Origin of the sequence: Pseudoalteromonas byunsanensis (assembly GCF_001854475.1) — a bacterium.
Classification (GTDB): Bacteria; Pseudomonadota; Gammaproteobacteria; order Enterobacterales; family Alteromonadaceae; genus Pseudoalteromonas; species Pseudoalteromonas byunsanensis.
The window spans coordinates 1-25,570 of sequence record NZ_MNAN01000026.1 but is presented as its reverse complement, the minus strand read 5'-3'; the positions used below and the strand labels follow the sequence as shown (position 1 = coordinate 25,570).

At 41.6% G+C, this 25,570-nt stretch carries 24 protein-coding genes and 1 pseudogene; 9 read left to right on the top strand and 16 right to left on the bottom strand.

Going from position 1 to position 25,570, the window contains the following annotated elements; translation table 11 throughout:
- Window positions 1–83: 83 nt before the first annotated feature.
- The 6 genes from BIW53_RS03920 to BIW53_RS03895 form a co-directional block, all read right to left on the bottom strand.
- A complete protein-coding gene (locus BIW53_RS03920; protein WP_070990512.1) occupies window positions 84–2,570 on the bottom strand; it encodes a S9 family peptidase in 2,487 nt (828 codons plus the stop codon).
- 235 nt (window positions 2,571–2,805) lie between these two features.
- Window positions 2,806–3,735: a YeiH family protein gene (locus tag BIW53_RS03915; RefSeq protein ID WP_139158786.1), complete on the bottom strand. Its 930-nt coding sequence runs from the start codon at window positions 3,733–3,735 to the stop codon at window positions 2,806–2,808.
- A gap of 56 nt (window positions 3,736–3,791) precedes the next feature.
- The gene (locus tag BIW53_RS03910; protein WP_070990510.1) at window positions 3,792–4,940 is read right to left on the bottom strand and encodes a 5-(carboxyamino)imidazole ribonucleotide synthase; all 1,149 of its coding nucleotides are present in this window, start codon (window positions 4,938–4,940) and stop codon (window positions 3,792–3,794) included.
- A 1-nt stretch (window position 4,941) separates the two neighbouring features.
- Window positions 4,942–5,424, bottom strand: a complete 483-nt coding sequence (gene purE / locus BIW53_RS03905) for a 5-(carboxyamino)imidazole ribonucleotide mutase (RefSeq protein ID WP_070990509.1) — start codon at window positions 5,422–5,424, stop codon at window positions 4,942–4,944.
- A 249-nt stretch (window positions 5,425–5,673) separates the two neighbouring features.
- On the bottom strand, window positions 5,674–7,266 hold the full coding sequence (locus BIW53_RS03900) for an ABC-F family ATPase (RefSeq protein WP_084228062.1): 1,593 nt from the start codon (window positions 7,264–7,266) through the stop codon (window positions 5,674–5,676).
- Window positions 7,267–7,330: 64 nt separating this feature from the next.
- A complete protein-coding gene (locus BIW53_RS03895) occupies window positions 7,331–7,528 on the bottom strand; it encodes a hypothetical protein (protein ID WP_070990507.1) in 198 nt (65 codons plus the stop codon).
- 137 nt (window positions 7,529–7,665) lie between these two features.
- On the opposite strand from BIW53_RS03895, the gene BIW53_RS03890 reads away from it, so the two are divergent.
- Complete coding sequence (locus tag BIW53_RS03890; RefSeq protein WP_070990506.1) at window positions 7,666–8,187, top strand: TetR/AcrR family transcriptional regulator; 522 nt, start codon at window positions 7,666–7,668, stop codon at window positions 8,185–8,187.
- A gap of 37 nt (window positions 8,188–8,224) precedes the next feature.
- Here BIW53_RS03890 and BIW53_RS03885 read toward each other — a convergent pair whose 3' ends face one another.
- A complete protein-coding gene (locus BIW53_RS03885; RefSeq protein ID WP_070990505.1) occupies window positions 8,225–8,713 on the bottom strand; it encodes a GNAT family N-acetyltransferase in 489 nt (162 codons plus the stop codon).
- 78 nt (window positions 8,714–8,791) lie between these two features.
- Here BIW53_RS03885 and BIW53_RS03880 point away from each other — a divergent pair, with 78 nt between their 5' ends.
- Window positions 8,792–8,998, top strand: coding sequence for a hypothetical protein (locus BIW53_RS03880; RefSeq protein WP_070990504.1), 207 nt, complete (start codon window positions 8,792–8,794; stop codon window positions 8,996–8,998).
- A gap of 25 nt (window positions 8,999–9,023) precedes the next feature.
- On the opposite strand, the gene bioD is transcribed toward BIW53_RS03880, so the two are convergent.
- The 4 genes from bioD to bioB are packed head-to-tail and all read right to left on the bottom strand — an operon-like array spanning window position 9,024 to window position 12,671.
- Window positions 9,024–9,707, bottom strand: a complete 684-nt coding sequence (gene bioD, locus BIW53_RS03875) for a dethiobiotin synthase (RefSeq protein ID WP_070990503.1) — start codon at window positions 9,705–9,707, stop codon at window positions 9,024–9,026.
- On the bottom strand, window positions 9,704–10,492 hold the full coding sequence (locus tag BIW53_RS03870) for a methyltransferase domain-containing protein (RefSeq protein WP_070990502.1): 789 nt from the start codon (window positions 10,490–10,492) through the stop codon (window positions 9,704–9,706). Before BIW53_RS03870 ends, bioD begins: the two co-directional genes overlap by 4 nt.
- Window positions 10,489–11,628, bottom strand: coding sequence for an aminotransferase class I/II-fold pyridoxal phosphate-dependent enzyme (locus BIW53_RS03865; protein WP_070990501.1), 1,140 nt, complete (start codon window positions 11,626–11,628; stop codon window positions 10,489–10,491). Before BIW53_RS03865 ends, BIW53_RS03870 begins: the two co-directional genes overlap by 4 nt.
- Window positions 11,628–12,671 (bottom strand): biotin synthase BioB, encoded by a 1,044-nt coding sequence (gene bioB / locus BIW53_RS03860; RefSeq protein ID WP_070990943.1) that lies wholly within the window; start codon window positions 12,669–12,671, stop codon window positions 11,628–11,630. The genes BIW53_RS03865 and bioB overlap by 1 nt, the downstream gene beginning before the upstream one ends.
- A gap of 119 nt (window positions 12,672–12,790) precedes the next feature.
- On the opposite strand from bioB, the gene bioA reads away from it, so the two are divergent.
- The 4 genes from bioA (at window position 12,791) to BIW53_RS03840 (ending at window position 16,899) form a co-directional block, all read left to right on the top strand.
- The gene (gene bioA, locus BIW53_RS03855) at window positions 12,791–14,080 is read left to right on the top strand and encodes an adenosylmethionine--8-amino-7-oxononanoate transaminase (protein ID WP_070990500.1); all 1,290 of its coding nucleotides are present in this window, start codon (window positions 12,791–12,793) and stop codon (window positions 14,078–14,080) included.
- Between the two features lie 144 nt (window positions 14,081–14,224).
- Window positions 14,225–15,562 (top strand): KamA family radical SAM protein, encoded by a 1,338-nt coding sequence (locus tag BIW53_RS03850; RefSeq protein WP_070990942.1) that lies wholly within the window; start codon window positions 14,225–14,227, stop codon window positions 15,560–15,562.
- A 74-nt stretch (window positions 15,563–15,636) separates the two neighbouring features.
- Entirely contained in the window at window positions 15,637–16,008 is a 372-nt protein-coding gene (locus BIW53_RS03845) for a hypothetical protein (protein WP_139158773.1), read from the top strand.
- Window positions 16,009–16,068: 60 nt separating this feature from the next.
- On the top strand, window positions 16,069–16,899 hold the full coding sequence (locus BIW53_RS03840) for an acyl-CoA thioester hydrolase/BAAT C-terminal domain-containing protein (protein ID WP_070990498.1): 831 nt from the start codon (window positions 16,069–16,071) through the stop codon (window positions 16,897–16,899).
- Between the two features lie 41 nt (window positions 16,900–16,940).
- On the opposite strand, the gene BIW53_RS03835 is transcribed toward BIW53_RS03840, so the two are convergent.
- Window positions 16,941–17,477: a hypothetical protein gene (locus tag BIW53_RS03835; protein ID WP_070990497.1), complete on the bottom strand. Its 537-nt coding sequence runs from the start codon at window positions 17,475–17,477 to the stop codon at window positions 16,941–16,943.
- Between the two features lie 241 nt (window positions 17,478–17,718).
- On the opposite strand from BIW53_RS03835, the gene BIW53_RS03830 reads away from it, so the two are divergent.
- Both BIW53_RS03830 and BIW53_RS03825 read left to right on the top strand, forming a co-directional pair.
- Window positions 17,719–19,851 carry a prolyl oligopeptidase family serine peptidase gene (locus tag BIW53_RS03830; protein WP_070990496.1) on the top strand — a complete coding sequence of 711 codons (2,133 nt, stop codon included), beginning with the start codon at window positions 17,719–17,721 and terminating at the stop codon, window positions 19,849–19,851.
- 518 nt (window positions 19,852–20,369) lie between these two features.
- Window positions 20,370–21,602: a hypothetical protein gene (locus BIW53_RS03825; protein WP_070990495.1), complete on the top strand. Its 1,233-nt coding sequence runs from the start codon at window positions 20,370–20,372 to the stop codon at window positions 21,600–21,602.
- A gap of 130 nt (window positions 21,603–21,732) precedes the next feature.
- On the opposite strand, the gene BIW53_RS03820 is transcribed toward BIW53_RS03825, so the two are convergent.
- From BIW53_RS03820 to BIW53_RS20655, 3 genes and pseudogenes are all read right to left on the bottom strand, one after another.
- Window positions 21,733–22,416 carry a hypothetical protein gene (locus BIW53_RS03820; RefSeq protein ID WP_070990494.1) on the bottom strand — a complete coding sequence of 228 codons (684 nt, stop codon included), beginning with the start codon at window positions 22,414–22,416 and terminating at the stop codon, window positions 21,733–21,735.
- Window positions 22,417–22,472: 56 nt separating this feature from the next.
- Window positions 22,473–22,967: a hypothetical protein gene (locus tag BIW53_RS03815; protein WP_070990493.1), complete on the bottom strand. Its 495-nt coding sequence runs from the start codon at window positions 22,965–22,967 to the stop codon at window positions 22,473–22,475.
- Between the two features lie 107 nt (window positions 22,968–23,074).
- A pseudogene (locus tag BIW53_RS20655) lies at window positions 23,075–23,179 on the bottom strand (transposase); the annotation flags it as partial.
- Between the two features lie 298 nt (window positions 23,180–23,477).
- Here BIW53_RS20655 and BIW53_RS03810 point away from each other — a divergent pair.
- Complete coding sequence (locus BIW53_RS03810; RefSeq protein ID WP_070990492.1) at window positions 23,478–24,392, top strand: hypothetical protein; 915 nt, start codon at window positions 23,478–23,480, stop codon at window positions 24,390–24,392.
- A gap of 368 nt (window positions 24,393–24,760) precedes the next feature.
- Here BIW53_RS03810 and BIW53_RS03805 read toward each other — a convergent pair.
- Window positions 24,761–25,570, bottom strand: an 810-nt coding sequence (locus BIW53_RS03805) for a transposase (RefSeq protein WP_070990491.1), incomplete at its 5' end; no start/stop codon positions are given.

Genomic DNA, 25,570 nt, shown 5'->3' with positions numbered 1-25,570 from the left:
TTCTAATATACAATGCAATTTTCACACGATATTTGCATAAAAAACGCCAGCTTAAGAGCTGGCGTTGTATTCATCGCTTTGCTTTATAGATTCTCTTTAAACAGCTTGTGAATACGTCGGTATTCATCTAACCAACTTGAGGGTTGTCTAAACCCATGAGGTTCAACTGGATAAATCGCCGTTTCAAAGCCAGTTTTCTCTAACTCAATCAAACGCTGTACCAAGCGTACAACGTCTTGGAAAAATACATTATCATCCAACATAGGCGCATTGATCAAAAGCTCATTTTTCAAGCCTTCAGCAAAGTAAATTGGTGAGCTTCGTTCATAAGCAATTGGGTCAACATCTGGATGATTCAAAATGTTAGACGTATAACCTCGGTTATAATAAGCCCAATCTGTTACAGGTCTTATTGCAGCACCAGCTTTAAATAAATCCGGCTGAGTAAACAGCGCCATAAAAGTCATGAATCCGCCGTATGACCCACCGTATGTTCCCACAGCTTGTTGATCAACATTCGCGTTATCTACCATCCATTTTACACCATCAGCCAAATCTTCAACTTCTGGTTTGCCCATATGACGGTATATTGCCGTACGCCAGTCACGACCATAACCTTTAGAAGCGCGATAATCCATGTCCATTACCACATAGCCTTCACTGGCTAATAAAGAATGAAACATAAATTCTCTAAAATATACGGACCAGCCCATGTGAGAGTTTTGCAAATAGCCAGCACCGTGGTTGAAGATAACAGCTTTGCGCTTTTTACCCGTCTCACCTTCAACATAATCAGCAGGGTAATAAACTTTGGCATATACCGGTTGGTCACCATGGCTTGATGGGACTGCTACAATTTTTGGCGCTATCAATTTTTTATTTAAAAACGCCTCAGACACCGTGTTGGTCAAACGTGTTGCAGCCGCATTCGGTGCCACGCTTGATACATACAACTCTTGAGGCATCATAATCTTAGAATGAGTAAGCAGCAGCTTGGTCTCATCAGGGCTCAAGCTATAATCTGTCATACCATCAAGGTTAGTGAGCTGCTCACGCTGCCCCGTTTGCGTACTAACACGATAAATCTCATACAGACCTGGGTGCTCAACATTTGCTTTGAAGTAGATATGGTTATCATCTTTGCTTAGGGTTAGATCAGAAACAACATACTGCCCTTTCGTCAACTGTTTGGCTTTGCCCTGTAACGGCTTGGTATAAATATGGCTGTAGCCACTTTGCTCTGACAAGTAATACAACGTGTCGCTGTTGTTGAACCAACCAAAGTCGTTATGAGCGTAGTTTATCCAAGCGTCATCATGCAGACGGTGCTGAGACACTAGCTTTTGACCTTCAAAATCAATTGTTGCTATCCAACGGTCTTTGTTGTCCCACGCTTCGAGCATCAACGCAACCTGTTCACCTGTGCTATTCCATTGCACTGCATCCGAGCCTCTTTGCTGAAGAAGGTTAATATCTCGAGCCTGCTTTTTAGACTCGTACGTTTTACCTTCTCTGGCCGCATTTTCTTCTTTGACTGAGGCAAGTACATCTTCGTCAAAGCCCGGTAAAGTGTCATAAGCCAATGTGGTCTGAGACTGTGCTAAAAGATCGATAAAGATCACTTCTGATGAATGGCTTTTTGCATCTGCAACCTTGCGACGAGCTGGCACAGATTCTATGTGTCCATCTTGGCTGACGTAATTGGGCATTATATCGCCCTCGTCGCGCCATGAACGCTTATCACCAATTACTGCTACTAGCTTGTCACCTTTTGGAGATAGACTAATTTCAAAAAGTTGTTTTCCTTTACCAAGATAAATTTGATTATCAGCAAGGGTTGAATTTTGCTGTTTAAGCTGCTCAGCACGAGTTTGTTTATCCAGTTTATTTTTATGCTGCAACGCAACAAATTCAATTAACTTATGCTGCTCTTTTGCGATGTACGTACTTGGTTCTTTTACATCAGCTGGCTTATCACTAAGATGAAGCTTTACGATTTCCTGAGTTCTGCCCGTCGCTAGATTAATTTTATAGAGGGTGTTATCGATACGATATGCAAGCTCCCCCGAAAGTAAAAACTGTAGGCTCGATTCGCGCTCAGAACTATGAGTTAGCTGCGTAATTGCGCCAGTTGCTATGGTCTTTAAGAATATATTCCCCTCAAACGTATAAGCTTGGTACTTACCATCATTTGAGTAAATAGCATCGTGTGAACCCATTGTATGTAGTTGGCTGAGCAGAACTTGATTTGGATTGGATTTTGCGTTCGTTGCGCCAACTTCTACAGAAAACGTATCTCTAAGTTCGCTCCCTTGTTGCTTGCGATTAAAGACAATTGTCTTGCTATCAGCAGCCCAAAAAGCGCTTTGGGGCTGACGACCCAACCAATCGGGGTGTGCCATCGCTTGCTCAAGCGTAATATTTTCGCCACCAAAGTCCACAGGTGTTGTAACTACAGATTGAAAAGTTTGTTTTTTTTCGCTGCTTTGAGCAGCTTGGTGAGTCGTTTGACAACCCGTGAGCAGTAAACTAGATGCCACGGCAATCGAAAGGATAGATTGTTTGATCATAGCGCTTCTTATTGATTGTGATATTAATGCTATTAAAGCAAATGTAGGGCAGGAATTCATGTAATTTAAGATTAATCACAGAGTTTCAAGATAAAAAAAGGCCAGTAAATGATACTGGCCAAATACTCTCTGCGCTCACATAGTCGTTGATGGACAACGATTATGAAGTGAGGCCTATCCACGCCTCAAAATATAGGACTACAGAAAAACAAAACAGTTCAAAAAAAGTTCGTATTTATTGAATCAATCCGTCAAGAATGAGAAGTAGCAGTATGGTGCTCACAATGATCCAAAGTACGATAGCCATGGCAAATGGGCGCCAACCTGTCTGTTTTATAACCGCTTTTGACACACCAGCTCCAATTAAAAACAACGTTGCCACCAATATTTGCTTCGCACCAATATAAAGAGTCTGCCAAAGCTCATTGAATTGAGGAAAATAACTGTTACAAAGCGCTGCCAATAAAAAGCCGAAAATAAATAATGGAATACTGGCTCGCTCTTCGCTGCGCCAAAAAACACCAGCCGCCGCGGTATACGGAATAATCCACATGGCGCGAGTAAGCTTTATGGTTGTAGCAATACCAACAGCAACTGGGCCATATGTAGCGGCAGCAGCCACTACACTACTCGTATCATGTATTGCCAGTGCAGCCCATAGTGCAAATTGTTTGTCGCTGAGCATGAGTGACTTCCCAAGCCATGGAAACAAAACTAATCCAATAGCATTGAGAGAGAAAACGACCGCTAGAGCCACCGCAATTTCGTGTTGTTTGGCTTTGATCACAGGCGCCATTGCAGCAATAGCGCTGCCCCCACAAATAGCAGTACCAAATGAAATCAGCACCCCTGTATTTCGGTTAAGTCGAAAAGCTTGTGTGAGTATTTCACCCAAGCCTATTATCGCTGTAATGCTTACAATGGTTAAAACAATCGAGCTACGACCAACCTCAATCACTTCCAAGATATTAACGTGAAAGCCAAGGCCAATTACCGCAATTTTAAGTAACCATTTACTCAATTGATTACTTAGCTGCTCCAATGGATTACCCAAAAACCAAGCAAACCCGACACCTAGAGCCAGAGCCAATGTTGGGTTAGCAAAAGGAGTGAAACTCAATATAAACAGACTAACAAAGGCGTACTGAATGGCTCGTATAGGCATCATAGCAACATCATTATTTATAAAAAAACCGAGCTAATTGCTCGGTTTCATCACACTTAGGCGCCGATTAAACTATCCGCAGTGGCTTTAACGCCGGGATAATCGTGTTCTGGTAAAATTGCAGCCAAATCATCTAAACGTTCCCCCAACTGTTTGAGGTCCTTGCCAGAAACATTGATGTGCCCCATCTTACGACCAGGCTTTGCTTCTTTAGCGTACCAATGGCTAGTTGTATCTGATACACCTAATACTGAATGTGGAATTGAGCTTTGCCCTAACACATTGATCATCGCAGTAGGTCTTATCAGCTCAGTAGACCCTAAAGGCAAACCAGAAACAGCACGCATGTGGTTTTCGAACTGGCTAACATGGCACCCTTGCTGGGTCCAATGTCCTGAGTTATGAACACGAGGCGCGATTTCATTCACCAACAAAGTGCCCTGTACATCAAAAAATTCGATAGCCAGTACACCTACATAATCCAAAGCATTTGCTATAGCATTAAACGCATCTTGTGCTTGTTGTTCAATCGCCAACTTTTCTTTTCCGGCAATTGAAAGTGTCAACACTCCATTGGTATGCTGATTTTCCGTTAGAGGATAAGTTTTACATTGACCTTGCTTATCTCGCACACCAATGATGGATACTTCGCGGTCAAATGGGATCATTTTTTCTGCAATGATTGAGTGCGGCGCAAGTTCAGTACCTGAGGCTATAAACGTCGCCATTTCAGACCAAATTTGCTCTACGTCTTCTTGACGTTTAACTCGCCATTGACCTTTCCCGTCGTAACCTGCTTGGCAGGTTTTTACAACAAGTGGCATTTCCAAACGCTCAATGGCATTTAAAAAGTGACCTTTTTCAGTGATCAATTGATAAGGAGCACATGCCACTTTAGCTTTATCAAGAAGTGCTTTTTCTTTGGCTCTATCTCCACCGGTTGCAATAGCCTGCGCACCGGGATAGAACTTGCCGCTTTGCGCGCACAATGTCAGAACATCATGTGGGATATGCTCAAACTCAGCAGTAATAGCATGGCTGCGGGTAATAGCTTGTTCCAACGTAAACTCTTTTGTGGCAAAAGTTACTGGGTCAATCACCTGCTTCGACCCTACATCGTACGCCAGTACATGCAGGTCTAAATGAGTAGCAGACAGACTCATCATTCGAGCAAGTTGCCCTGCTCCTAAAACAAGAATATTCATATTACTCTGCAGGATTTGGATTAGCTAATACGGTCTCTGTTTGTTCTTTGCGAAATGCTTCTACTTTGGCAAAGAGCTCAGGTTGCTGACAACCCAAAATTTGCGCAGCTAGCAAACCTGCATTCGCAGCGCCCGCATCACCTATTGCCAATGTGCCAACTGCAACACCTTTTGGCATTTGGCAAATTGATAACAATGAATCTACGCCATTTAGCGTCTTTGACTTAACTGGTACACCTAACACAGGTAGACTGGTAAACGCCGCTGCCATTCCAGGTAAGTGGGCAGCGCCACCAGCACCTGCAATAATCACTTTGATACCACGCTCGGCAGCACTAGAAGCGTAATCGGCTAACAAATGAGGAGTACGGTGTGCAGAAACAACTTTCGTTTCGTATTCGATGCCAAATTTGTCCAACATATCTGCTGCGTGCTGCATAGTAGGCCAATCCGACTTTGAACCCATAATAATGCCAACCGTCATAATAAATCCTCGGTGTTAAGTTAAACGATACAGTAACAATATGTCATTTTGAGCAATAATAGGGGTACCCAAAGCGACCATAATTTTTGCGCGCTATTATACCTAATCAGCCACGTAATACCATTATTTTCAGGCTAGTCGGCAACGTAAATACCTTGCCGTGGTGGCCACAACTGAATTCAGTTCAGCGCATTTTCAAACTATCCATGAATAAAAAAACCGCGCTGTTTGCGCGGTTTTCTTCAATCATTACTTAGCTTGTTCTTGTGTTGCTAAATATTCTTCGTAAGTGCCTCTGAAATCAATAACTTTACCGTCTTTGATCTCCCACACTCTAGTAGCCAGTGAAGATACAAATTGTCTATCGTGAGAAACGAAGAACAAAGTGCCTTCATATTGCTCAAGCGCAAGGTTCAGTGCCTCAATAGATTCCATATCCATGTGGTTGGTAGGTTCATCCATCAGCAAAATATTATGCTTATGCATCATTAACTTACCGAATAACATACGACCTTGTTCACCACCTGACAACACTTTTACAGGCTTTTTGATGTCATTTTGTGAAAATAACATACGACCTAGGTAACTACGAACAACCTGCTCGTCATCGCCTTCTTGCTGCCATTGTTCCATCCACTCGAAAACATTCTGGGCTTTTTCAAACTCATCCGCATGGTCTTGCGCATAATAGCCAATATTAGCATTCTCAGACCATTTAAATTCACCTGATTTAGGCGCTATGCGGCCAGCCAATGTGTTTAGTAACGTAGTTTTACCCACACCATTTTCACCGATAACGGCAATACGCTCGCCCACTTCAACCAGACCTTCTAAGCCTGAAAATAAAGTGTTTTCATAGCCTTGAGACAGCTCTTGGATCTCCAAAGCATTACGGAATAACTGCTTTGACTGCTCAAAACGAATAAATGGCGTCTGTCGAGAAGATGCTTTAACTTCATCAAGCTGGATTTTATCTATCTGCTTAGCGCGTGACGTAGCTTGCTTGGCTTTAGAGGCATTAGCAGAGAATCGCGACACAAACTGTTGAAGCTCAGCAATTTGCGCCTTCTTCTTAGCATTTTCACTCAATAGCTTCTCGCGAGCCTGAGTTGCAGCAAACATGTACTCATCGTAGTTACCCGGATAAACACGTAACTCACCATAGTCAATGTCAGCCATATGCGTACATACTGAATTTAGAAAGTGACGGTCGTGAGAGATGATTATCATGGTGCAATCACGTTGATTCAGTACATCCTCAAGCCATTTAATTGTGTAAATATCCAAGTTGTTGGTAGGTTCGTCCAACAGCATGATGTCGGGATCTGCAAACAGTACTTGTGCTAAAAGCACTCGAAGCTTGAAGCCTGGAGCAATCTCAGACATAGGGCCATAATGTTGCTCAGTTGGGATACCTACACCAAGCAGTAATTCCCCTGCTTTTGACTCAGCTGAGTAACCATCCATTTCGGCGAATTCGGTTTCTAAGTCGGCTACTTTCATACCATCCTCTTCACTCATTTCTGGCAAAGAGTAGATGCGGTCACGTTCTGCTTTAATGGTCCATAATTCTTTATGGCCCATAATTACCGTGTCGATTACACTGTATTGTTCATACGCAAACTGATCCTGATTTAGTTTAGCCAAACGGGTGTTAGGAGACACGCTGACATTGCCAGTGCTAGGTTCAAGTTCACCTCCAAGGATTTTCATGAAGGTAGATTTACCACAACCGTTAGCTCCGATCAGGCCATAGCGGTTACCGTCGCCGAATTTTACTGAAATATTCTCAAAAAGAGGTTTTGCACCAAACTGCATGGTGACATTAGCTGCGCTTAAAATAGTGGGCTCCTAGGAAGTTGTCTAAGCCTAAAAACCCGATTTTAAACTAATCTGCCATGTAAAACTACGAAAGTTCTACGGGTTTGTTTGCCCTGTAATCAGCAAATGCCAGTTTCATGTGATAGAAAAACGGCTTAGGTCCCATAATCAACAGTAAAATTCCCAAACCACCAGGGATCAATACCGCCTTTAAAGCGGGTCCTAAAATGTAGCTATAAAAAACAATAAACGGTAAAAACAACACATAACCTAAAAAATTCATATTACACCTTCCTTAATGCTAATATAGATAAGATTGAGCGCGCTCATTATCGTTTATGAGCGCGCTCAATTTCAAGTGCTTTGGGTATTTTTTTATCCATATGTTATGCTCTTTACCTCTAACTAACTGGTAATAATATGAATAAAAAAACATCAACTAAGCAAAAAATACTGCAAGCTAGTTGGCAGCTATTCAACGATCAAGGTTTTGCCCAAACCACTACTCGGCAAATATCTCAATTAGCAGGTGTCGCCACGGGGACTGTTTTTTCTCACTTTCCTACCAAGTTAGATATTCTAAAAACTGCCATGCATGAAAAGATCGAGCATACTCTCGCTCAAGCAGCACAATCTGAGAAATTACACACGCCACGCCTTAGACTTAGGCACTATGCCAAATTTTTATATCAATTTTACTTAGGTAATAGAGAATTTAGTAAAGAGCTCATCGGCGGAATTCTATGGCAGCACGACTACTTCAGTGCACAACTTGAAGCATTTAAACACACCCTGTTTGAAGGCCAACCATATGACTCATACAAAGCTGACATCATGATGGACTGTTATTTTATGACATTGATCGTAGGTTTGAATGATGAAAATTCCGATGTAGATTCACTGGTACGTTTGCTCAGTAATAAGCTGCAATCCATTCAATAGATAGTAAGATGTGTTCTTATGTCATTTATTCTTCCCGTTAAACTGTTAGCAATTTCCCATACAAATTGCATGACTGCTTGGTGAACCCTAGTTTCAATAAAAGGTTAACTGAGCGAACGTTTTGTTCATCTAAATGAGCAAGCACACTCGTATCCGCTGTTAGATGCAACAATTTGGTGATGTTTTCCAATACACACTCTATGGCTTCTATCATATAACCACGTTGCCAATAAATACTTGCCAGTTCAAAACCTATCTTAACGCTGTGTGTGTCCGCATCAAAGTCGTATAGGCCAACGGTTCCTAACAATTGCCCTTGCGTATTGGTTATAGTCATGCGACAACCTAGCCCTGAGTAGCCCTGCTCCAAGTCCCATTGAATGAGATCTTTTATGTCCTGATGAGATAGAGAGTCACCATAATCATTATACTGAGCAACCAGTGGGTCATTTAATACGCCATATAAGGCCAACGCGTCTCTATGGGTAATTGACTTGAGTATCAGTCTTGATGTTGTCAAACGCATTTGTGATAGGCCCTGATTGGCAATTTGCCAAATTAGTATAAACTAGCAAGCAAAAATAAGTCTAACGTGGAGTACTGTATGTCAGACGAATTTAAAGTTATCCCCCCCACAACCAAAGTATTGTGCCCTGAACGCGGTGAGGGCTGGACCCTAACTGGGATAACTGGTATTTATGAACATACCTCAGTGATGTTTAATGGTGTGCGTTACACCATACCCGCCAAAGAAATAGTCGAGCATTTACTGCCCAACTATATAAATAATCATAATACGCCAAGTGAGTAATAGGTTTTGTGGCATCGTTCGGTTGCTATAAATTAATGCCAAATAAATCGGTCAACGACGCATAGATTTGTAACTTTGCTTTTTCTTCACTGTAAGGAGCAACCGCTAATAAAGGTGCGTCGATACGTTTACGTAAGCTTGCTAGGTTTTCGTCAAAATTAGTCATATTGGGGTCGATTTGGTTTGCGACCCAACCAACACATTTTACACCTTGAGCCTTAAGAGCATGGCTAGTTAAGATAGCGTGGTTTAAACACCCTAATTTCATGCCTACCACCAAGATAACTGGTAGTTGTTCTTTTTGCACCCAATCACATAGATATTGGGTATCGTTTATAGGCAAAGCCCAACCACCAGCACCTTCGACCAAGGTAAACTCAGCCCCGAGTTTTGCAAGCTCATGATAGTGATAACTCAGCTTATCTAAGGTTATTTCGATACCTGCCTGCTCAGCAGCAATATGCGGGGCTATTGGAGGCGCTAAACATATTGGGTTAATTTGCTCATACTTACCGTGCACAGTGGCCGATTCCATCAGTGTTAGGGCGTCATCATTAACTAGCTGTCCAAAAGCTTCTTCAGCCCCGGCTGCGATTGGTTTAAAACCTATAGCTTGGCGCTTGTGTTGTGCTAAAAACTTTAACAGAAGCGCTGTGATGTGCGTTTTGCCAACTTCGGTATCTGTTCCAGTAATAAAAAATGCGCTCATAGCTTGATTAGCTCCATAATTGCGACTTCGTAACTTACCACGGCCTGCCCATCTTCGAGCGGATAACCAGACAACAACTGGCCATATCGTGTTTTACCCATTAGTCCATTTCGTTTGCCATCATTAGAGTGTATTTGATTGGCACCTATATGCTTTACTGATTTGAACGCGTCTTTAGGTGTTTCATAACAGTCTTTCAGGCAAACCTGCCGGGCGGTTTTGATCTCAAAACCCGCATCACTGGCAAATTGTTGCAACTGTTCCAACGTTAAAAACTGATTGACATGACAGCGGTTATCAAGGTTTTTCCATGCCAAGGCAATCTCTTTTAATGAACCATCTAATACACTCGACATAACCAACTGAGCACCCGGTTTGCAGACTCTACCGAGCTCTTTAAATAATTGTGCGGGTAAGCTACTCCACTGTATCGCGAAGTTTGAAAATACCGCACTGATACTGTTCGTCTGCAGAGGTAAACTATCCATATCTGCACAGACGCGCCACGCACTGCCATTGCCCTGCTGTAACATGCCATGACTTAAGTCCATATTAAGAACTTGTGATGCGTGTTGTTTTAGTTGCTCATGGTGTAACAGCGGCCCTGCTCCTAAATCCAATAAACAGTCATGTTTGCTTTGCAACATGGCAAAAAGTTGCAAAGCTGCTTGCTGTTGCACGCGAGCGTGATGCTGGTAACACTTGGCAGCTTTCGAAAATCTTTGCGCAGTGTTTTGCTTGAGATAGCAATGAGCCAATTGCACGTCATGTATCATAGCATTCATAGCAACTCCTCAAGCTGTTTGACTAAAAACTGTATGTCTTCGTGGGTGTGAGCTGCCGTCAAAGTTATTCTCAGACGGGCTGTATTAGCAGGTACTGTAGGCGGGCGAATCGCACTGAGCCAAATCCCCTTTTGTTGTAATGCGCGTTGTGCATTAACAACATTTTCAGCACTGCCCAACACAACGGGCTGAATAGCAGTATCCGATGGCATCACCGCAATACTTGACTGCTCCGATAACTGCCTAAATAAATTAATATTAGCAGTAAGTCGCGCTCGCTCTATATCTGCCTTGACTAGGCGCTCCAACTGAAAACGTGCTGCATTGACCATCAAAGGAGACATCGCGGTTGAATAAATGTAATCGCGATTGTACTGCAACATATAATCTGCAACCGCTTTAGAGGTCAGCACAGCCGCGCCTTGACTCGCCATGGCTTTACCAAAAGTGATCACCAGTATTTCAGGCTTCTCCTGATACCCTTGACAAGAACCTAAGCCCTGCTCGCCAACCACACCAAAAGCATGTGCATCATCCAACATCAGCCAAGCATTGTGTTGCCGTTTAAGTTTAAACAAAGCTTCCAATGGTGCTTTGTCACCATCCATTGAAAACACGCCTTCGCTGATAATGAGTTTGTTGCTTGCCGCTGATTTTTCCAATCGAGAACGCAAATGCCCCATATCGTTATGGTTAAAGCGAATATGCTTGGCCGCGCTTTGCAATGCACCGTCAATTAAGCTAGCGTGATTCAACTTATCTTGAAAAATAGCACAGTTTTGTACTGGGGAGTTGTCATTGAACAACGATTTTAAAACGCTTGAATTGGCACTAAAACCTGTGCTGAACAACAACGCTGATTCATAGCCTAGTAATTCACACAGCCTATCTTCTAATTGTTTGTGTACTTGCTGATAACCAGTTACTAGCGCTGAGCTTCTACTCCCCGTAATGCCCTGTTGGTCACTGATGCCTTGATCGGCAAGCCCCAGATAATCGTTACTAGCAAAATTCAAATACGACGAGCCAGCAATAGTGATACTGCGCGCATCACTGTGCTGAACCAACACTCTACTTCTGAGTAATGCTTGCTCTGCGCGCGTAACGAGGCTTTGCTGTATATACTCAAACGCCATTAATTTGCTTCGTAAAACAGCTCAGAAGTTGCTTTGTCCGCAATGGCCGACGACAATGACGCTTCGTAAGCTTCGTCCGAATAATCATGACGCTCTTCCGGTTTCATGCCCAACTTTTTAAGTAAGTTCATATCCGTATCGGCTTGCGGGTTTTCAGTAGTTAGCAGTTTATCGCCGTAGAAGATAGAGTTTGCGCCCGCGAAAAAGCACATCGACTGCATCTGCTCATTCATTGCGGTACGTCCCGCTGATAAGCGGACATAACTCTTTGGCATCATAATACGCGCCACAGCAATGGTGCGAACGAACTCAAAATGATCTAAGTCCTCCACATCTTCTAAAGGCGTACCTTTGACCTTTACCAACATATTAATCGGTACACTTTCAGGCTGCTGCGGTAAGTTCGCAAGTTGCATTAACAAACCAAAGCGATCCGCTGCTTGCTCGCCCATACCGACAATACCGCCCGAACATACTTTCATACCTGCATCACGCACGTTGTCAATGGTGTCTAAACGGTCTTGATAGGTGCGAGTTGTGATGATCTGCTGATAATATTCAGGTGACGTATCTAAGTTGTGGTTATAGTAATCTAGACCCGCATCTCTGAGCGCATGAGCCTTTTCGTTGTCTAGCATTCCTAGTGTCATACATGTTTCTAAGCCTAGCTCTTTGACTTCACGCACCATTTTTTCGATATATGGCATATCTCTGTCTTTTGGGTCTGACCAAGCGGCTCCCATACAAAAGCGGGTCGCGCCTTTTTGTTTCGCTAAGCGTGCTTGTTCAACCACTTTTTCAACTTCCATCAAGCGCTCACGCTCTAGGTCAGTTTTATAATGTCCTGACTGTGGACAATACTTGCAATCCTCAGGACACGCTCCTGTTTTAATAGATAAGAGTGTAGAGATCTGTACTTCGTTGGGGTTAAAGTTCTCACGGTGAATACTCGCCGCTTTAAATAGCAAATCGTTAAACGGCATTTCAAATAATGCTTTTACTTCTTCATGAGTCCAATCGTGACGAACTGTGGCCATAGTTATTTTCTCTTTTATTGTAAACATCACTGCTTAAAAATGATGCAGTTAACTTGACGGTAATTGGCTTAGTCTACTTTCTGGCGTAGTATTGTCAACGCCAACCAGTTAGCAAAGGTTTACCAATGAGCAAAATTACAACAATAGATAAAGAATTTGATAAAAAGCACATCTGGCACCCCTACACTTCCATGCTCAATCCGCTGCCGTCATATGGAGTGACTCACACCGACCATAACAAGCTACATCTTGATACTGGGGAAGTATTAATAGATGGTATGGCGTCTTGGTGGAGCGCGATTCATGGTTATAACCATCCCAAATTGGTTACCGCTATTACATGCCAAGCTCATACAATGAGTCATGTTATGTTTGGTGGTATAACTCACTCACCTGCTGTTGAGTTATGTAAAAAGCTCATCTCAATAACACCTGAACCTTTAAACCGCGTGTTTCTTGCCGATAGCGGCTCCGTAAGTGTTGAGGTTGCAATAAAAATGGCATTGCAATATTGGATAAGCAAAGGCAACACAGATAAACACAAACTAATGACTGCACAAAAAGGTTACCATGGTGACACCTTTGCCGCGATGAGTGTTTGTGACCCAATAAACTCAATGCACAGCATGTATCAAGGCTTTTTGCCTGAGCATATTTTTGTCGATGCTCCTCGTGCAAAGTTTAATGAATCCGTTGACTTCACCGAACTAGAACAGCTAGAACAAGCATTTAAAAACCACCATCACGAAGTCGCAGCCTTCATAATTGAACCCATTGTGCAAAACGCTGGTGGGATGAATTTTTACAATCCAGTCTATTTAGCCAAACTCAGGGAGCTATGTGATAAGTATGATGTGTTGTTAATCTTGGATGAAATAGCCACAGGGTTTGGTCGCACTGGTAAGTTATTTGCCTGCGAGCACGCTAATATCAGTCCCGATATTATGTGTATTGGTAAAGCCCTTACTGGTGGCACAATGACTCTTTCTGCAACACTCACCACAGAGAAAGTTGCAATTGGCATTAGCGAAGGCGAAGCTGGTGTTCTAATGCATGGCCCCACCTTTATGGGTAACCCTCTGGCCTGTGCAGTGGCAAATGCCAGTATTGATTTACTATTTGAGAATAACTGGCAACAACAAATAGCTCAGATCAACCAAGCAATGAATGCATTGAAACGCTGTGAGGCGCTCGATGAGGTTGTCAATGTTAGAACATTAGGGGCTATCGGTGTTGTTGAAATAGACAAACATATCGATGTCGCTAAAATACAGAGGTTTTTTGTTAGTCAGGGAGTATGGATCAGGCCATTTGGTAAACTGATTTATATCATGCCCCCCTATATCACTGAGACTGAAGATATTGAGCGTTTAGCAAACGTCATATACCAAGCTATAAAGCAGCAACAGTACTAGACGTTTGATGGGGCTGAGCATGTGTAACTGAGTCTAAGCTGCGACTAAGTCGTTGTTTGTTTAGTAAAGTTGAATGAATTTGCATGGCAAAAGCTGTTACAATGTACCGCTTTTACACAGCAATTAGTAAAAGTACGAGGATTTATGCAGCAAACCGTTCATTTACAACCAGCCCAAGCGTACCAAGCGCCAAGGTATAAAGTTTATCAACATCGTCAAATCGACAAAATAGAGCAACTCGATAAGCTCCCTGAGCATTTACGTTTTGAGATGAAGGTTGTTGCGAACGTTTTCCCATTTCGTGTTAACAACTTCGTCATTGAAGAACTCATTGATTGGCACAAGGTGCCCGATGACCCCATTTTCCAGCTAACTTTTCCGCAACGCGGGATGCTCGATGACGAGTCATATGAGCAAATGGCGGCATTACTCAAACGATCGCACACACAAGATGAAGTCATCGAACTTGCCAATCACATCCGCCACAAATTGAACCCGCATCCTGCAGGGCAGATGGAGAAAAACGTACCACAGTTTCAAGGCAAGCGCGTTGAAGGTATTCAACATAAATACAAAGAAACAGTATTGTTTTTCCCCTCTCAGGGGCAGTATTGCCATGCCTATTGCACCTTTTGTTTCAGGTGGGCGCAGTTTGTCGGCAAAGCCACGCGTTTTAATAATAATGATGCAGAATTACTTCACAGTTATCTAAGTACCAATAAGGATGTTACTGACTTATTGATGACCGGTGGCGACCCAATGGTTATGCGTACCGTTAAATTACGTAAGTATTTAGAAGCACTTAAAGAAGTGCGCTTTGATCATATTAAAACGATTCGTATCGGCACCAAATCTCTCACCTTTTGGCCTTTTAGGTATGTCACAGACCCAGACGCCAAAGATCTGCTAGCGTTACTCAAAGAGCTCGTTGATGCTGGCAAGCATGTGTCGATCATGGCGCATATTAATCATAAACAAGAGCTGCGCAGTGAAATTACAAAAGAAGCAATTCGACTCCTGCGAAAAACAGGTGTACAGATCCGCACTCAAGCTCCTTTGCTTAATCATATTAATGTTGATGCAAATATGTGGTCTCAAATGTGGCAAGAGCAAACTCAGCTCGGCATGGTGCCCTACTACATGTTTATTGAACGCGATACCGGAGCCAAAAGGTATTTTGAAATACCGCTTTATAAAACGTGGGAAATATTCCGCGATGCATATAAAAATGTTTCAGGTGTAAGCAGGACGGTTCGTGGCCCTTCCATGAGTGCAGGCCCAGGCAAAGTAGAAATCAGTGGCGTTGCGACTATTCATGGTGAAAAAGTATTTGTCCTTCGCTTCATTCAAGCTCGCAACCCAGATTGGGTGCAGCAGCCATTTTTCGCAAAGTATGATGAAAAGGCAACATGGTTAAGTGATTTACAACCCGCTTTTGGAGAAAAGAAGTTTTTCTGGGAAGATGAATACAACAGCATGTAAAGAAGTGCTTTAGTGGAATGAGAGCTAAGCTCTCATTCCTGCTAGTATCATTAAGTAAAAATAGGTTCAAAGTAATGCTCAATTTATACCTCGACTTAAGTATATTAATTGGCTTGGTGGTCATCTATGAAGCACGTTATATTTTAAATACTGCCTCAGTCCCCATCAATAGAATCGCAATCATCACCTCGCTAGTAGAATTTACTTGGATGATAATTAGCATTACCGCCCTATTCAAACTCCCTCTTTCTGCGGTGCAGATTTTAGTGCCGACTTTATACATCACCCATAATCTCATCGGCTGGGCGTATGGATTTATACTGGCAGCGAGACAACAAGAGGAAGATTTCAAGGTCACCATTCCTCGCTGGTACGCAATATTCTCTTACACCTTCGGTGTAGTTTTTACTGTGTTATGTATATTTGTCAGTTATAATTCTCTGTAAAATAAATAAAAATCATCTACAGATAATCTAATTCGATACCTCAACAAAAAAGGACTTATGATGCGCAAGATACTTTTCATTTTGCTAGTAACCCAACTTTTAACCACAAAAGCCTTCAGTAAAGACTTTGACTATCATATTGAGAAGGTTCAATACCAAAACCTTGTGGCTGAGCTCTACCTACCTAAAGCACAGGATAAACTCGCTGCCGTTATCGCCTTTGGTGGCTCAGAAGGAGGACTTAGTGCAGGTAAAGCCAATGGAGAAATGATTGCTCCTCACGGTGTTGCGGTGCTTGGCCTTGCCTTTTTCGATGCGCCAGGCATAGCCAAAACTCTCGATCAAATCCCCATAGAGTACTTTCTTCACGCCGTTGATTATCTAGCATCACACCCAAAAATAGACAAAAACAGAATCGGGGTTGTGAGTGGCTCAAGGGGCTCTGAAGCGGCGTTTTTAATGGCAACGCTTGATAAACGAATCAAATCTGTGGTGGTTACCACACCCAGTAAGGTAGCATGGAACGGACTAACTCAAGCAAAGTCAGCATGGACCTACCAAGGCAAAGATATTCCCGCGCTGGGGTTAGCACTTGATAGCAAAGCCGATTTACTAGAGCGCTTTACGGTGTCGTTACAGAATAAGAAAAAAGTGGTGCAGTCTCAGTTTAAATTTGAACAAATCAATGGCCCTCTACTGATGATCTCAGCACAGAACGACCAAGTCTGGCCATCATATCAAATGGCAAAGGATATAGAACAGTACTTAAATGAAAGAGAGTTTACCTACCCTGTGATACACGACACCTATGCAACAGGCCACGGCTTTAGTCAACAAACCGCTCCAAAAATCAAACAATCAATTGTACAGCACATTGTAACGACCCTTTAGGTGTATAACAGGGCCAATTTATCCGTATTGGCCCATTTTAATTACTCCACCATTTCAATATCGTAAAGTGTACCAAGACCCTCATAATGCTGGCATTTAACCTCTACACGTTTGGTAGATGTACTCAACGATTTATTACAGGTGATGTTTTGTTCTTTCATACCATAGCGTTGAATATAAAGCGCTACTTTTTCGTCAATTTTAGCTTTCAAAGGCGCTGGCGAAGCCCCATAAAATGTATCAAACTGTGCGCGCCACTCGTTCACATTTACTTCGTTGGCAACTCCCAGCCAACCCATACCTATCACTGTAGATTGCTCTACATATTGACCTTTTAAAAACATAAAGGCCAACACGTATTGAGAACCTTTGTAGCCCCACATTGCTGGTTCTTTCAATTGCTTGAATGCATTTTCGTAGTCACCTTTGCGATAGTATTTCATACCGTTCATTTCGGCTTTGTCGAGTTTAATGGGATCAATGCGAATAATTCTGCTTGAGTCATTTGCTGTATTAGCGCATCCACTGATTGATAAAATTAAACCCACTGAGACAAGAAACTTAGTGATTTTTCGCATTTCGATTCCAATATTTCAAATATGTATTTCGTAATTTTCCCATTATACATTAATTAACAAAACTGACTGCGATTCACAGAAACTTTCACTAATACCTTTAATACGATGAATTGTCAGCGCCTGAAAGTACAAAAATGTGAACAAAAGCAGATTTGAAATCCTCTAGCACCTGTCCTGATGTCGCTAATTTAGGTATCATCTAGCCTACAAAGGGAACAATAACAAAACACCGGAGCAATTTATGAAACACCTCATGCTAAGTACCGCAGCAATTATTGTGTTGGGTGCTTGCGCAAGCTACACAAGTGCACCAAAAGAGGACACACCATTTACTTCAGTACAACGATTAAAAAAGATTGAAGTTAATGAAACGGTGTTCGGTAGACCAGTTTCAGATCCGTATCGCTGGATGGAACAAGATGATAAAACTTTGCGTGATTGGATGTCTAAAGCGGCTGATCAAACTGATGCTGTCTTAACTAGCATGCCCGGATACTCCGATCTTTATCAGGAGTTACTTACGCAAAGTGCTGTTGGAGATGTTACCAGCTCTTTGTCTTTACACAGTGGTAAAACCATACATCTGACTAAAAAAGAGCAAGATGATATTGCCAAATTGTATATCAAAGAAGGCAAACATGAGCGTGTCTTGGTAGACCCTGCTGATTTTAAGTCCAACCCTGATGACAACACAGCCATACACAACTATCGTCTATCTCCAAAGGGGAAAACCCTCGCTTTCCACATTTCCCCCAATGGTTCAGAAATAGGCAAGATGTATTTTATGGATGTAGAATCCGGTAAATTGCTAGATCATAAATTACCAGATATTTGGGGCGAGTTTCGTGTTAACTGGGTGGATGAAAACAGGCTCTTCGCTACTGTGATGACCTATCTGGAGCCGTCTGATCCGCTCCAAGGTATGCAAGTCATTAGCTACCACTTACCAAGTAAAAAGTTAACCATAGAAATGGGACCGAATGCCGAATCTCCATCTGCACCAAAGATAGAGCTAAACGAATTTCCATTCATGTCTACTCAGCCAAACGGCGAGTGGATAATGGCCGAAACTGGCGGCGCCCGCCCTGACGGCCGACTGTTGATTAAAAAGAAAACTGACCAAAACTGGCTTGAGCTAGCAGATTATGACGACCGCATTATCAGCGTTGCTTTTAAAGATGATGTACTTTATCTGGTCACACAAAAAGACGCACCCAATGGCAAGTTAATAAAACTAGACTTAGCGATGTCTCAATCTCTTGAAGATGCTCAGGTGATCATAGCGCAAGGCGAGACAGACATTCGTGCGGTACTGTGTGCTAAAGATAAACTGTATGTAAAATACAAAGAGAACGGTGCCGATGGCTTGTACGAGGTTAAAAACAACAAACTGTCTTCAGTGCCGTTACCACAAAAAGGTGTACTATCAAACCTAACTATTGACCCTACAAATGACGTGCTATCCTTTGCTCTAGAAACACCAAAGCAACCAATGACTTATTATCATTACAGCCAAGGAAAAGTATCTCAAACTCAATTTGGTAAACCAGCAATCGAAGCACCAGAAGGCTTCGAAGTGATCAGTGAGTATGCTACAAGTGAAGATGGCACCCAAGTCCCTATTACTATTTTTAAATCTGTACATAGCCAAGATAAGGTAGCCCCCGCAATTATATATGGATATGGTGGCTACGGTACATCACTTGAACCCTATTACCGCAGTAAGATGTTCCCATTTCTTAAAAAAGGCGCAATTTGGGCCAATTGCCATGTAAGGGGCGGTGGTGAAAAAGGCCGAAAGTGGCATGAAGGTGGTCGCGGGAAAAATAAACCAAATGGTCATGCTGACTATATCGCATGTGCTGAACACTTGGTTAAAACAGGCAGAAGCGAACCTGGTATGATGGGAGCTTTTGGTAGCAGTATGGCTGGCACACTGATTGGCCCTGCCGTACTAAAGAGGCCCGATCTATTTCAACATGCTGTATTAAACGTTGCTATCTTAAACCCCTTAAGAGTATTGTACGCCCAAAACGGTGCTAACCAACTCGGCGAACTTGGCGATCCACGTACTCAAGAAGGGTTCGAGGCAATCTGGAAAATGGACGCTTATGAGCAACTTGAGCACGTTACCCGCTATCCAGATATCATGATTAGTGTTGGCTTAAATGATCAAAGAGTGGAGCTTTGGCAATCTGGTAAATTTGCTGCCCGCTATGTTGATCAAGGAAAAGGCGAACTACTGATTATTAGAGCGAATAAGAAAGGTGGACATGGGGTTGGTTCATCCAACCAACAAGCAGCAAAGATTTATGCTGACGTTTATGCATTTACGCTAAATCGCGCAGGACACCCTGACTTTCAGATAAACTAAGTTTATCTAATCTTTGGTTGATGATGCCATGATAAAAACGTGGCATCATTACTTTAGCGCTTTGCTAAGCGCCTACCGCCGCCCTGAGTTTAAGAAACCTTGCACTGAGCACTATTGAAATACAATTAAAGTATTTAGCTGCAACACATGTCTGTTTGACAAGCTGATATGACGCCCTTTTACCCACCCCACCATTCTGACCTTACACATAGAGTTAGTAGTTTAATTATGCACACGACTCTACAAGCATATTGTAAATTGAATGTATGTCGATTTAGAGATTTTATCACGTATAGAGTGCATGAGAATTATTCGTAAAAATGCATCAAATTGTCATATGTAGTTTATAAGTAACTCCACTGATCACATGTCCCCCCCTACACCCGGGCCACAAACGGAGTATCTACATGAATATTACTTGATAGTATCATTGTTGATATATTATACTCCTGCCGCCAAAACACATCCCAAATTACGCAACAATACCTCATTCAAACAAATTCAACGTGGTACTTAAGATGATTAAAAATACACTGTCAATTTCGGCAATTTTACTAGCATTAACCGCTTGCTCTAGTGGCAACGATGGCGACAAATCGGTTGATAATAGCGCCTCAATCACTCCAGATGTTCTAAGCAAAGGTGTGTTTCTAGATAGCGCTGTTGGCAATGTAGACTATAAAACTGAGACTCGTTCGGGAGTAACAAACGCTCAGGGTGAATTTGAGTATGTGGCTGGTGAAACTATCACTTTCTCATTAGGGGCATTAAATTTCCCTGTTGTAAGCGCTGGCAGTAAGATCACACCTTTAACCCTTGCAAGTACCGATAATGTAAAATCTCCAAGTGTCGTCAACATACTTCGTTTATTACAAACATTGGACCAAGATAGTAATCCAGAAAATGGTATTACCATCACTGACCAGGCCAAAGAAAATGCTATGCCTGTAGAGTTCGATATTGATGTTGAACTGTTCGCAGCAAACCAAAATGTACTTAACTTAGTGCAAAATGGTGGCCAAAACGAGTATGTTGAGTCATTGATCCCAGAATCAGAGGCCGTGCAACACTTCTCAAACACGCTAAAACAAAGTGAGCTTGAATTTAAATCTTTTGCGGGTATTTATACTTTTGCCAGCGAATCAATCATGTTCCAATTCTTAAACAACAATGACTATATTGCGCTCCAGTGGCAAGAAGAAAATGGCTGGGTTGGCGTAGAAAAAGGTCGTTATTCTTTGAGCGATTCGAAAGTAATGTTTCAAGCACTAGTTAATCGCGATGGCGAGGCTCTATTTTGTAGTGCGCCACGTGGAGAACTGTGTGCAGAAGCATTAACACTCACATATGAATTGGCTGATACAAGTTTAACCTTTGCGCCAAATTCAGAAGAACCATTTAAAATTGAACGACTATCGTTTACTGAAAATACCATCGCAGGCGCTTGGCTCATGGAAGGTGAATATGAAACTCAATACCTGACATTGACATCTCAAGGTGACTTCGCGTTAGTAGAACTTGATACAGAAGGTGGTTTCGAGGCCGGCTATGAGGTTGGTAAGTATACATTCGAAAACGATACTCTATCTTTAACTATAACACACACTTTCTGGGGGCCTGAGTCTGAGTGCTCAACAACAGAAGAGTCGCCGTGCGATAATGCACAGTTGAAAGTTGTACTTGATAACAACACACTGGGTATTTTAGAAGATAACGGTGAAATTGAAGTTGAATTCACTCGCTTATTCTAAATCTATTTACGGCAAGTAACGTTTAGCTACTTGCCGTAAAATGAAACCCAATATTAAAGCGTACGAAACACTCCAAATAGCCATTTAGAACTACGAACTAAGAATGTGTGTCCACATTAATTTTTAATAATTAATTAAGGCCACTACTTTTAAATATCGTCATCCAATCAACTGAGTTAAATGACTTTATTTCTTGCTCAGATAGCACTTGTGATAACTTGCCCATTTTTTGGCTATTTAGGTACTCAACCTGCTTCGAAAATGAATTAAATGACGGGTACGTATCAGTGTCAGAAATGAGATAAGCAAATTCTACAAAATGTTCGCGCATGATAGAGAGCACTTGCCGCTGCTTACGCTTATCAAGCTTGTAGTTTTCGGCCAAATACTCCGCCATAACCTGTGCCTTCTTGTCTGCATCTTCAAACATGCTAGCAGCATATTTTTGCTGCCACTGTACACGGCCTTCGTGAAAATCTTGTTCAGGCATTTGTCCCTCTGGTGTACTCCCTGAAGGCTCATTTATTTGCGCGTTGTGTCTTGTCGAGACTTGTTCTGTAGGTTGCACAGCTAATTTATCAGCGCTTTCTTCGAGCTGCTCTAACCTAACTAAAACCTCCTGTAATTCATGCCTGTCAACGTGAGAAGGCGTATCATCAATTGCAGGCAGCTCTGTAAAATGACTTGGCATAGCGTTTTTTAGCTCACCAAGTTGCGCCGATAAGACATTTACTCTAACCAGTAAAAATATGCAAAATACTATCAGTGAAAGGTATAAAAATATAATAAGTTTAGAAGTGGTTACTTTTGACATAATAGAGCCCTAATGAGATGGCAGTCTTATCTACATAAGCGCCATCTCTATAGATATTACTTACCGTAGCCTTCGGTTTTTTGGTAACTATAGTTACCACTCGCTACTAGATTGAGCATTTCGGTAGTATCAGTCGTATAATAATATTTGTCTGTGGTTGCTGAATACGCGCGATAAATTTTCTTCGCACCTGACTTGACTGTATAACCCTCAGTTCTTTGATATTCATAACCTAAGGATTTACTATTTAGCGCTTCATTTATATCTGTGGTGTAAAAGTGTGTTCCCGTTACCCCTGAATCTTTGTTATATAGTCTGTAAAAAGGTTTATCTGCATCATTGTCACCTTGACTTACAAGTTTTACTGCAACACCTCTATATTCATAGCCTGCAGCTTTAGCATTAAGCATATCTGTTACATCAGTTGTATAAAAGTAATTACCAAAGCTATGCGCTTTATGAAGTGACAAATCAGCAGCTAAACTGTTAGCAGACAAAAAGCTTAAAGATGCTGCTAGAAGAAAACTAACCTTGCTATAACTATTTTCCATTATTTTTCCTTGTTAAAATTCAATTTATCCTGTTGCTTTATTAGCAACTAACAAATAGTAACAAAGCACCCTACAGTTCTCAATATAGGTACTAACTTTTATTCCAAATAATTATCTTCTCCGCACAAAAACGCACGGCGAACACAGCGTGACACACAGTGATAATACGGGGTATCTGACAAACTAATTTGCCGCTTCCTTGCCAATCCCATCGTTCACTCCTTGAACTTAGAATTTGATTCAATTTTGAGAAGTTAAAAGTGTAGGCTAGCCACTCAAAGATTCAAATTTGAGTGACTGTCCTTTTAATTAATTAACGACACTTATGGATAATAAGGTAAGTTACCACTCTTTTATTAACATCCTGATTACTACTTGCACTTGAATTAAATACGATTTCCAAAAAATAGGGAAACCCCCATTGATCAACCGTTAACATTGTGAAATAATTTACCCACTTTGGAAACAAAAGCAACTGAAAATATACAGTTTAAACAAAAGGAATTTAAAATGTTAACAAGACTATTAATTTTAAGCTTAACCTTATTTAGTTTCACAGCCTCAGCTTACTATGAGCATTACGTCCAACAATGGCGAGCCAAAGGCACAATATCTGTAGGCAATTACTCTTACACCAAGTACCATCCAAACCTTTTGCGAATTACTAAAAAAGCGAAGCAAATTCGAGCTGTCGAAGATAGGATCAGAGCAGAGTTGCTAACAAAGATTAGGAATAAGCTAAGTGGTAAAGCATCTTTAAAAGCTTACGATTTCAAAATCAACGGGCCTTTTAAAATTAAACTTCAAGGCTTATCAAATGGTGAAATCAAAGCAACCATTGGAGGTTTCTCTGTTGACGCTTACGCTAAAGCTGAAAAAAGCTTTTATGCTAAAGCAAGAATCAAAATTTGGAGTAACACACTATGGGCGACGGGATACTACAACCCTTATACTGGTATCGTAAATCGAGTAGAGGTTTCTCCAAACTTTAAAGTTCAATCAGATGTTGACGTAGATAGCCTACTTGATCTAATCCCATTATTTAATTCTGTTTTCACCAACTCTGTTGAAGATGATATTGAGCAATTAATTGAAGGAACAATTGTCGGAATCATCAACAGTAAAACAAGCAGTTATGAAAAAGTACTGTTCGGTATGGACCAATATGTTCCTGATGGTACATACGTTTACAACGGAAAAGACTATGGGATTGCTATAAAAGATAAGTTTGCAACGCTTACAAGTGGTGAATTTATTGAGCTAACAGTTGATAGAACTAAGAAAGTACTATACGGCTCTCGCGAACAAATCTACTTGGGTAATGTTTATTTAAATATCTCTAACCACATCCGTCTAAAAGTGGTAGACGATCCTATTATTGGTGAGCGTTGTGACTACAGCAGACCTATACCATGCAGTATTTAAGTTCAACAACGATTAACCGTTAAAAGTTGATGTGTGGCGTACAATCTTTGTTAATGTACGCCACATTTAAGCAGGACCACATTTAAGCAGCACATTTAAGCAGGACCACATTTAAGCAGCACATTTAAGCAGGACAGCCATTTTAAAACACTTTAAAACACTTTAAAACAAAGCTAAAACAACGCTTGCTGAACTATCCCTAACCCACTGACACCTGTTTTATTTATCTATGGTACCAAATATGTTCCGATAATTGCTAAATGATTAATTCAACTGTGTGATTGTAGGTATTTTATCTCAACTTTAAACACGTCGAGTTCTACCCATTTATGAGCATGGCGTTTTAACCTAGTAGTGCGAATCGGGTGTTAGGCAAATAGCGCTTCACTACTTTTTATACTTCGTCGTCGTTTATGTTGCTGTCGTGCGCAGTACACATCAAGGTTATGCGCTTTACCTACTGCTCCATAAAACACCTTTTCAAACTGTGTGGTGAGTTTTACCCAGTTTTGCGCTTGAATGTTTAATCGTTTTAGAATGGGGGCTTCGTGTTGCTCTATGTAGCCACGCTTGTCGGTGCGAATACATTTGCCCGTGAGCTCAACAAGTTCTAAGTAAGATTTAAGCTCAAATGGTAAACCTTTTGGCATGTGTTTTCTGGGGCACCCTGCAAAGCGTGCAAGTACCTTGGGTTGTTTGCCCGCTTGTACATGTTCACAACGTAGTTTGATACTGGTATGGGCCGACTCTTCAGGCGTTTTTGCCATCTTCGCCCTGATAGGGTTTAAATCTACATAAGCCATGCAGGCCATTAATGCCGCCTCATCTAACAGCGCTTGGCTTTTAAACCTCCCTTCCCAAAAATGACCCGTGCATTTATCTTCTTTATTGGCTCTGCGAGCAATATGCTCATTCAGAACACGCATAAACCAGCTGATACTTGATAACCTAGTCCGATACTCTTTTATTTCTTGGTTTAAAAAGAAGCGCTGACCTTTATCTAAGCACACCCCTTGTAAGTACATCAGAGCAATCTTTGAGCCTTTAAACAACTTGTGCCAACGAAGTAGTATTGCTTTATCACTCAGTCTTTGGGCTTTTTTATCATCTATATAAAGCACCACATGGGTATGATTACTCATCACCGCAAAAGCACACACATCAATACAAAATATCTG

Coding starts and splice junctions, on each gene's coding strand:
- BIW53_RS03865 (WP_070990501.1), bottom strand. CDS start 11,628: ATGGCGTTTGAGTATATACAGCAAAGCCTCGTTACGCGCGCAGAGCAA.
- BIW53_RS03840 (WP_070990498.1), top strand. CDS start 16,069: ATGCGCAAGATACTTTTCATTTTGCTAGTAACCCAACTTTTAACCACA.
- BIW53_RS03820 (WP_070990494.1), bottom strand. CDS start 22,416: ATGTCAAAAGTAACCACTTCTAAACTTATTATATTTTTATACCTTTCA.
- BIW53_RS03915 (WP_139158786.1), bottom strand. CDS start 3,735: ATGCCTATACGAGCCATTCAGTACGCCTTTGTTAGTCTGTTTATATTG.
- BIW53_RS03835 (WP_070990497.1), bottom strand. CDS start 17,477: ATGCGAAAAATCACTAAGTTTCTTGTCTCAGTGGGTTTAATTTTATCA.
- BIW53_RS03845 (WP_139158773.1), top strand. CDS start 15,637: ATGCTCAATTTATACCTCGACTTAAGTATATTAATTGGCTTGGTGGTC.
- BIW53_RS03870 (WP_070990502.1), bottom strand. CDS start 10,492: ATGAATGCTATGATACATGACGTGCAATTGGCTCATTGCTATCTCAAG.
- BIW53_RS03815 (WP_070990493.1), bottom strand. CDS start 22,967: ATGGAAAATAGTTATAGCAAGGTTAGTTTTCTTCTAGCAGCATCTTTA.
- bioA (WP_070990500.1), top strand. CDS start 12,791: ATGAGCAAAATTACAACAATAGATAAAGAATTTGATAAAAAGCACATC.
- BIW53_RS03885 (WP_070990505.1), bottom strand. CDS start 8,713: ATGCGTTTGACAACATCAAGACTGATACTCAAGTCAATTACCCATAGA.
- BIW53_RS03825 (WP_070990495.1), top strand. CDS start 20,370: ATGATTAAAAATACACTGTCAATTTCGGCAATTTTACTAGCATTAACC.
- BIW53_RS03920 (WP_070990512.1), bottom strand. CDS start 2,570: ATGATCAAACAATCTATCCTTTCGATTGCCGTGGCATCTAGTTTACTG.
- BIW53_RS03895 (WP_070990507.1), bottom strand. CDS start 7,528: ATGAATTTTTTAGGTTATGTGTTGTTTTTACCGTTTATTGTTTTTTAT.
- BIW53_RS03830 (WP_070990496.1), top strand. CDS start 17,719: ATGAAACACCTCATGCTAAGTACCGCAGCAATTATTGTGTTGGGTGCT.
- BIW53_RS03910 (WP_070990510.1), bottom strand. CDS start 4,940: ATGAATATTCTTGTTTTAGGAGCAGGGCAACTTGCTCGAATGATGAGT.
- purE (WP_070990509.1), bottom strand. CDS start 5,424: ATGACGGTTGGCATTATTATGGGTTCAAAGTCGGATTGGCCTACTATG.
- BIW53_RS03850 (WP_070990942.1), top strand. CDS start 14,225: ATGCAGCAAACCGTTCATTTACAACCAGCCCAAGCGTACCAAGCGCCA.
- BIW53_RS03810 (WP_070990492.1), top strand. CDS start 23,478: ATGTTAACAAGACTATTAATTTTAAGCTTAACCTTATTTAGTTTCACA.
- bioD (WP_070990503.1), bottom strand. CDS start 9,707: ATGAGCGCATTTTTTATTACTGGAACAGATACCGAAGTTGGCAAAACG.
- BIW53_RS03890 (WP_070990506.1), top strand. CDS start 7,666: ATGAATAAAAAAACATCAACTAAGCAAAAAATACTGCAAGCTAGTTGG.
- BIW53_RS03880 (WP_070990504.1), top strand. CDS start 8,792: ATGTCAGACGAATTTAAAGTTATCCCCCCCACAACCAAAGTATTGTGC.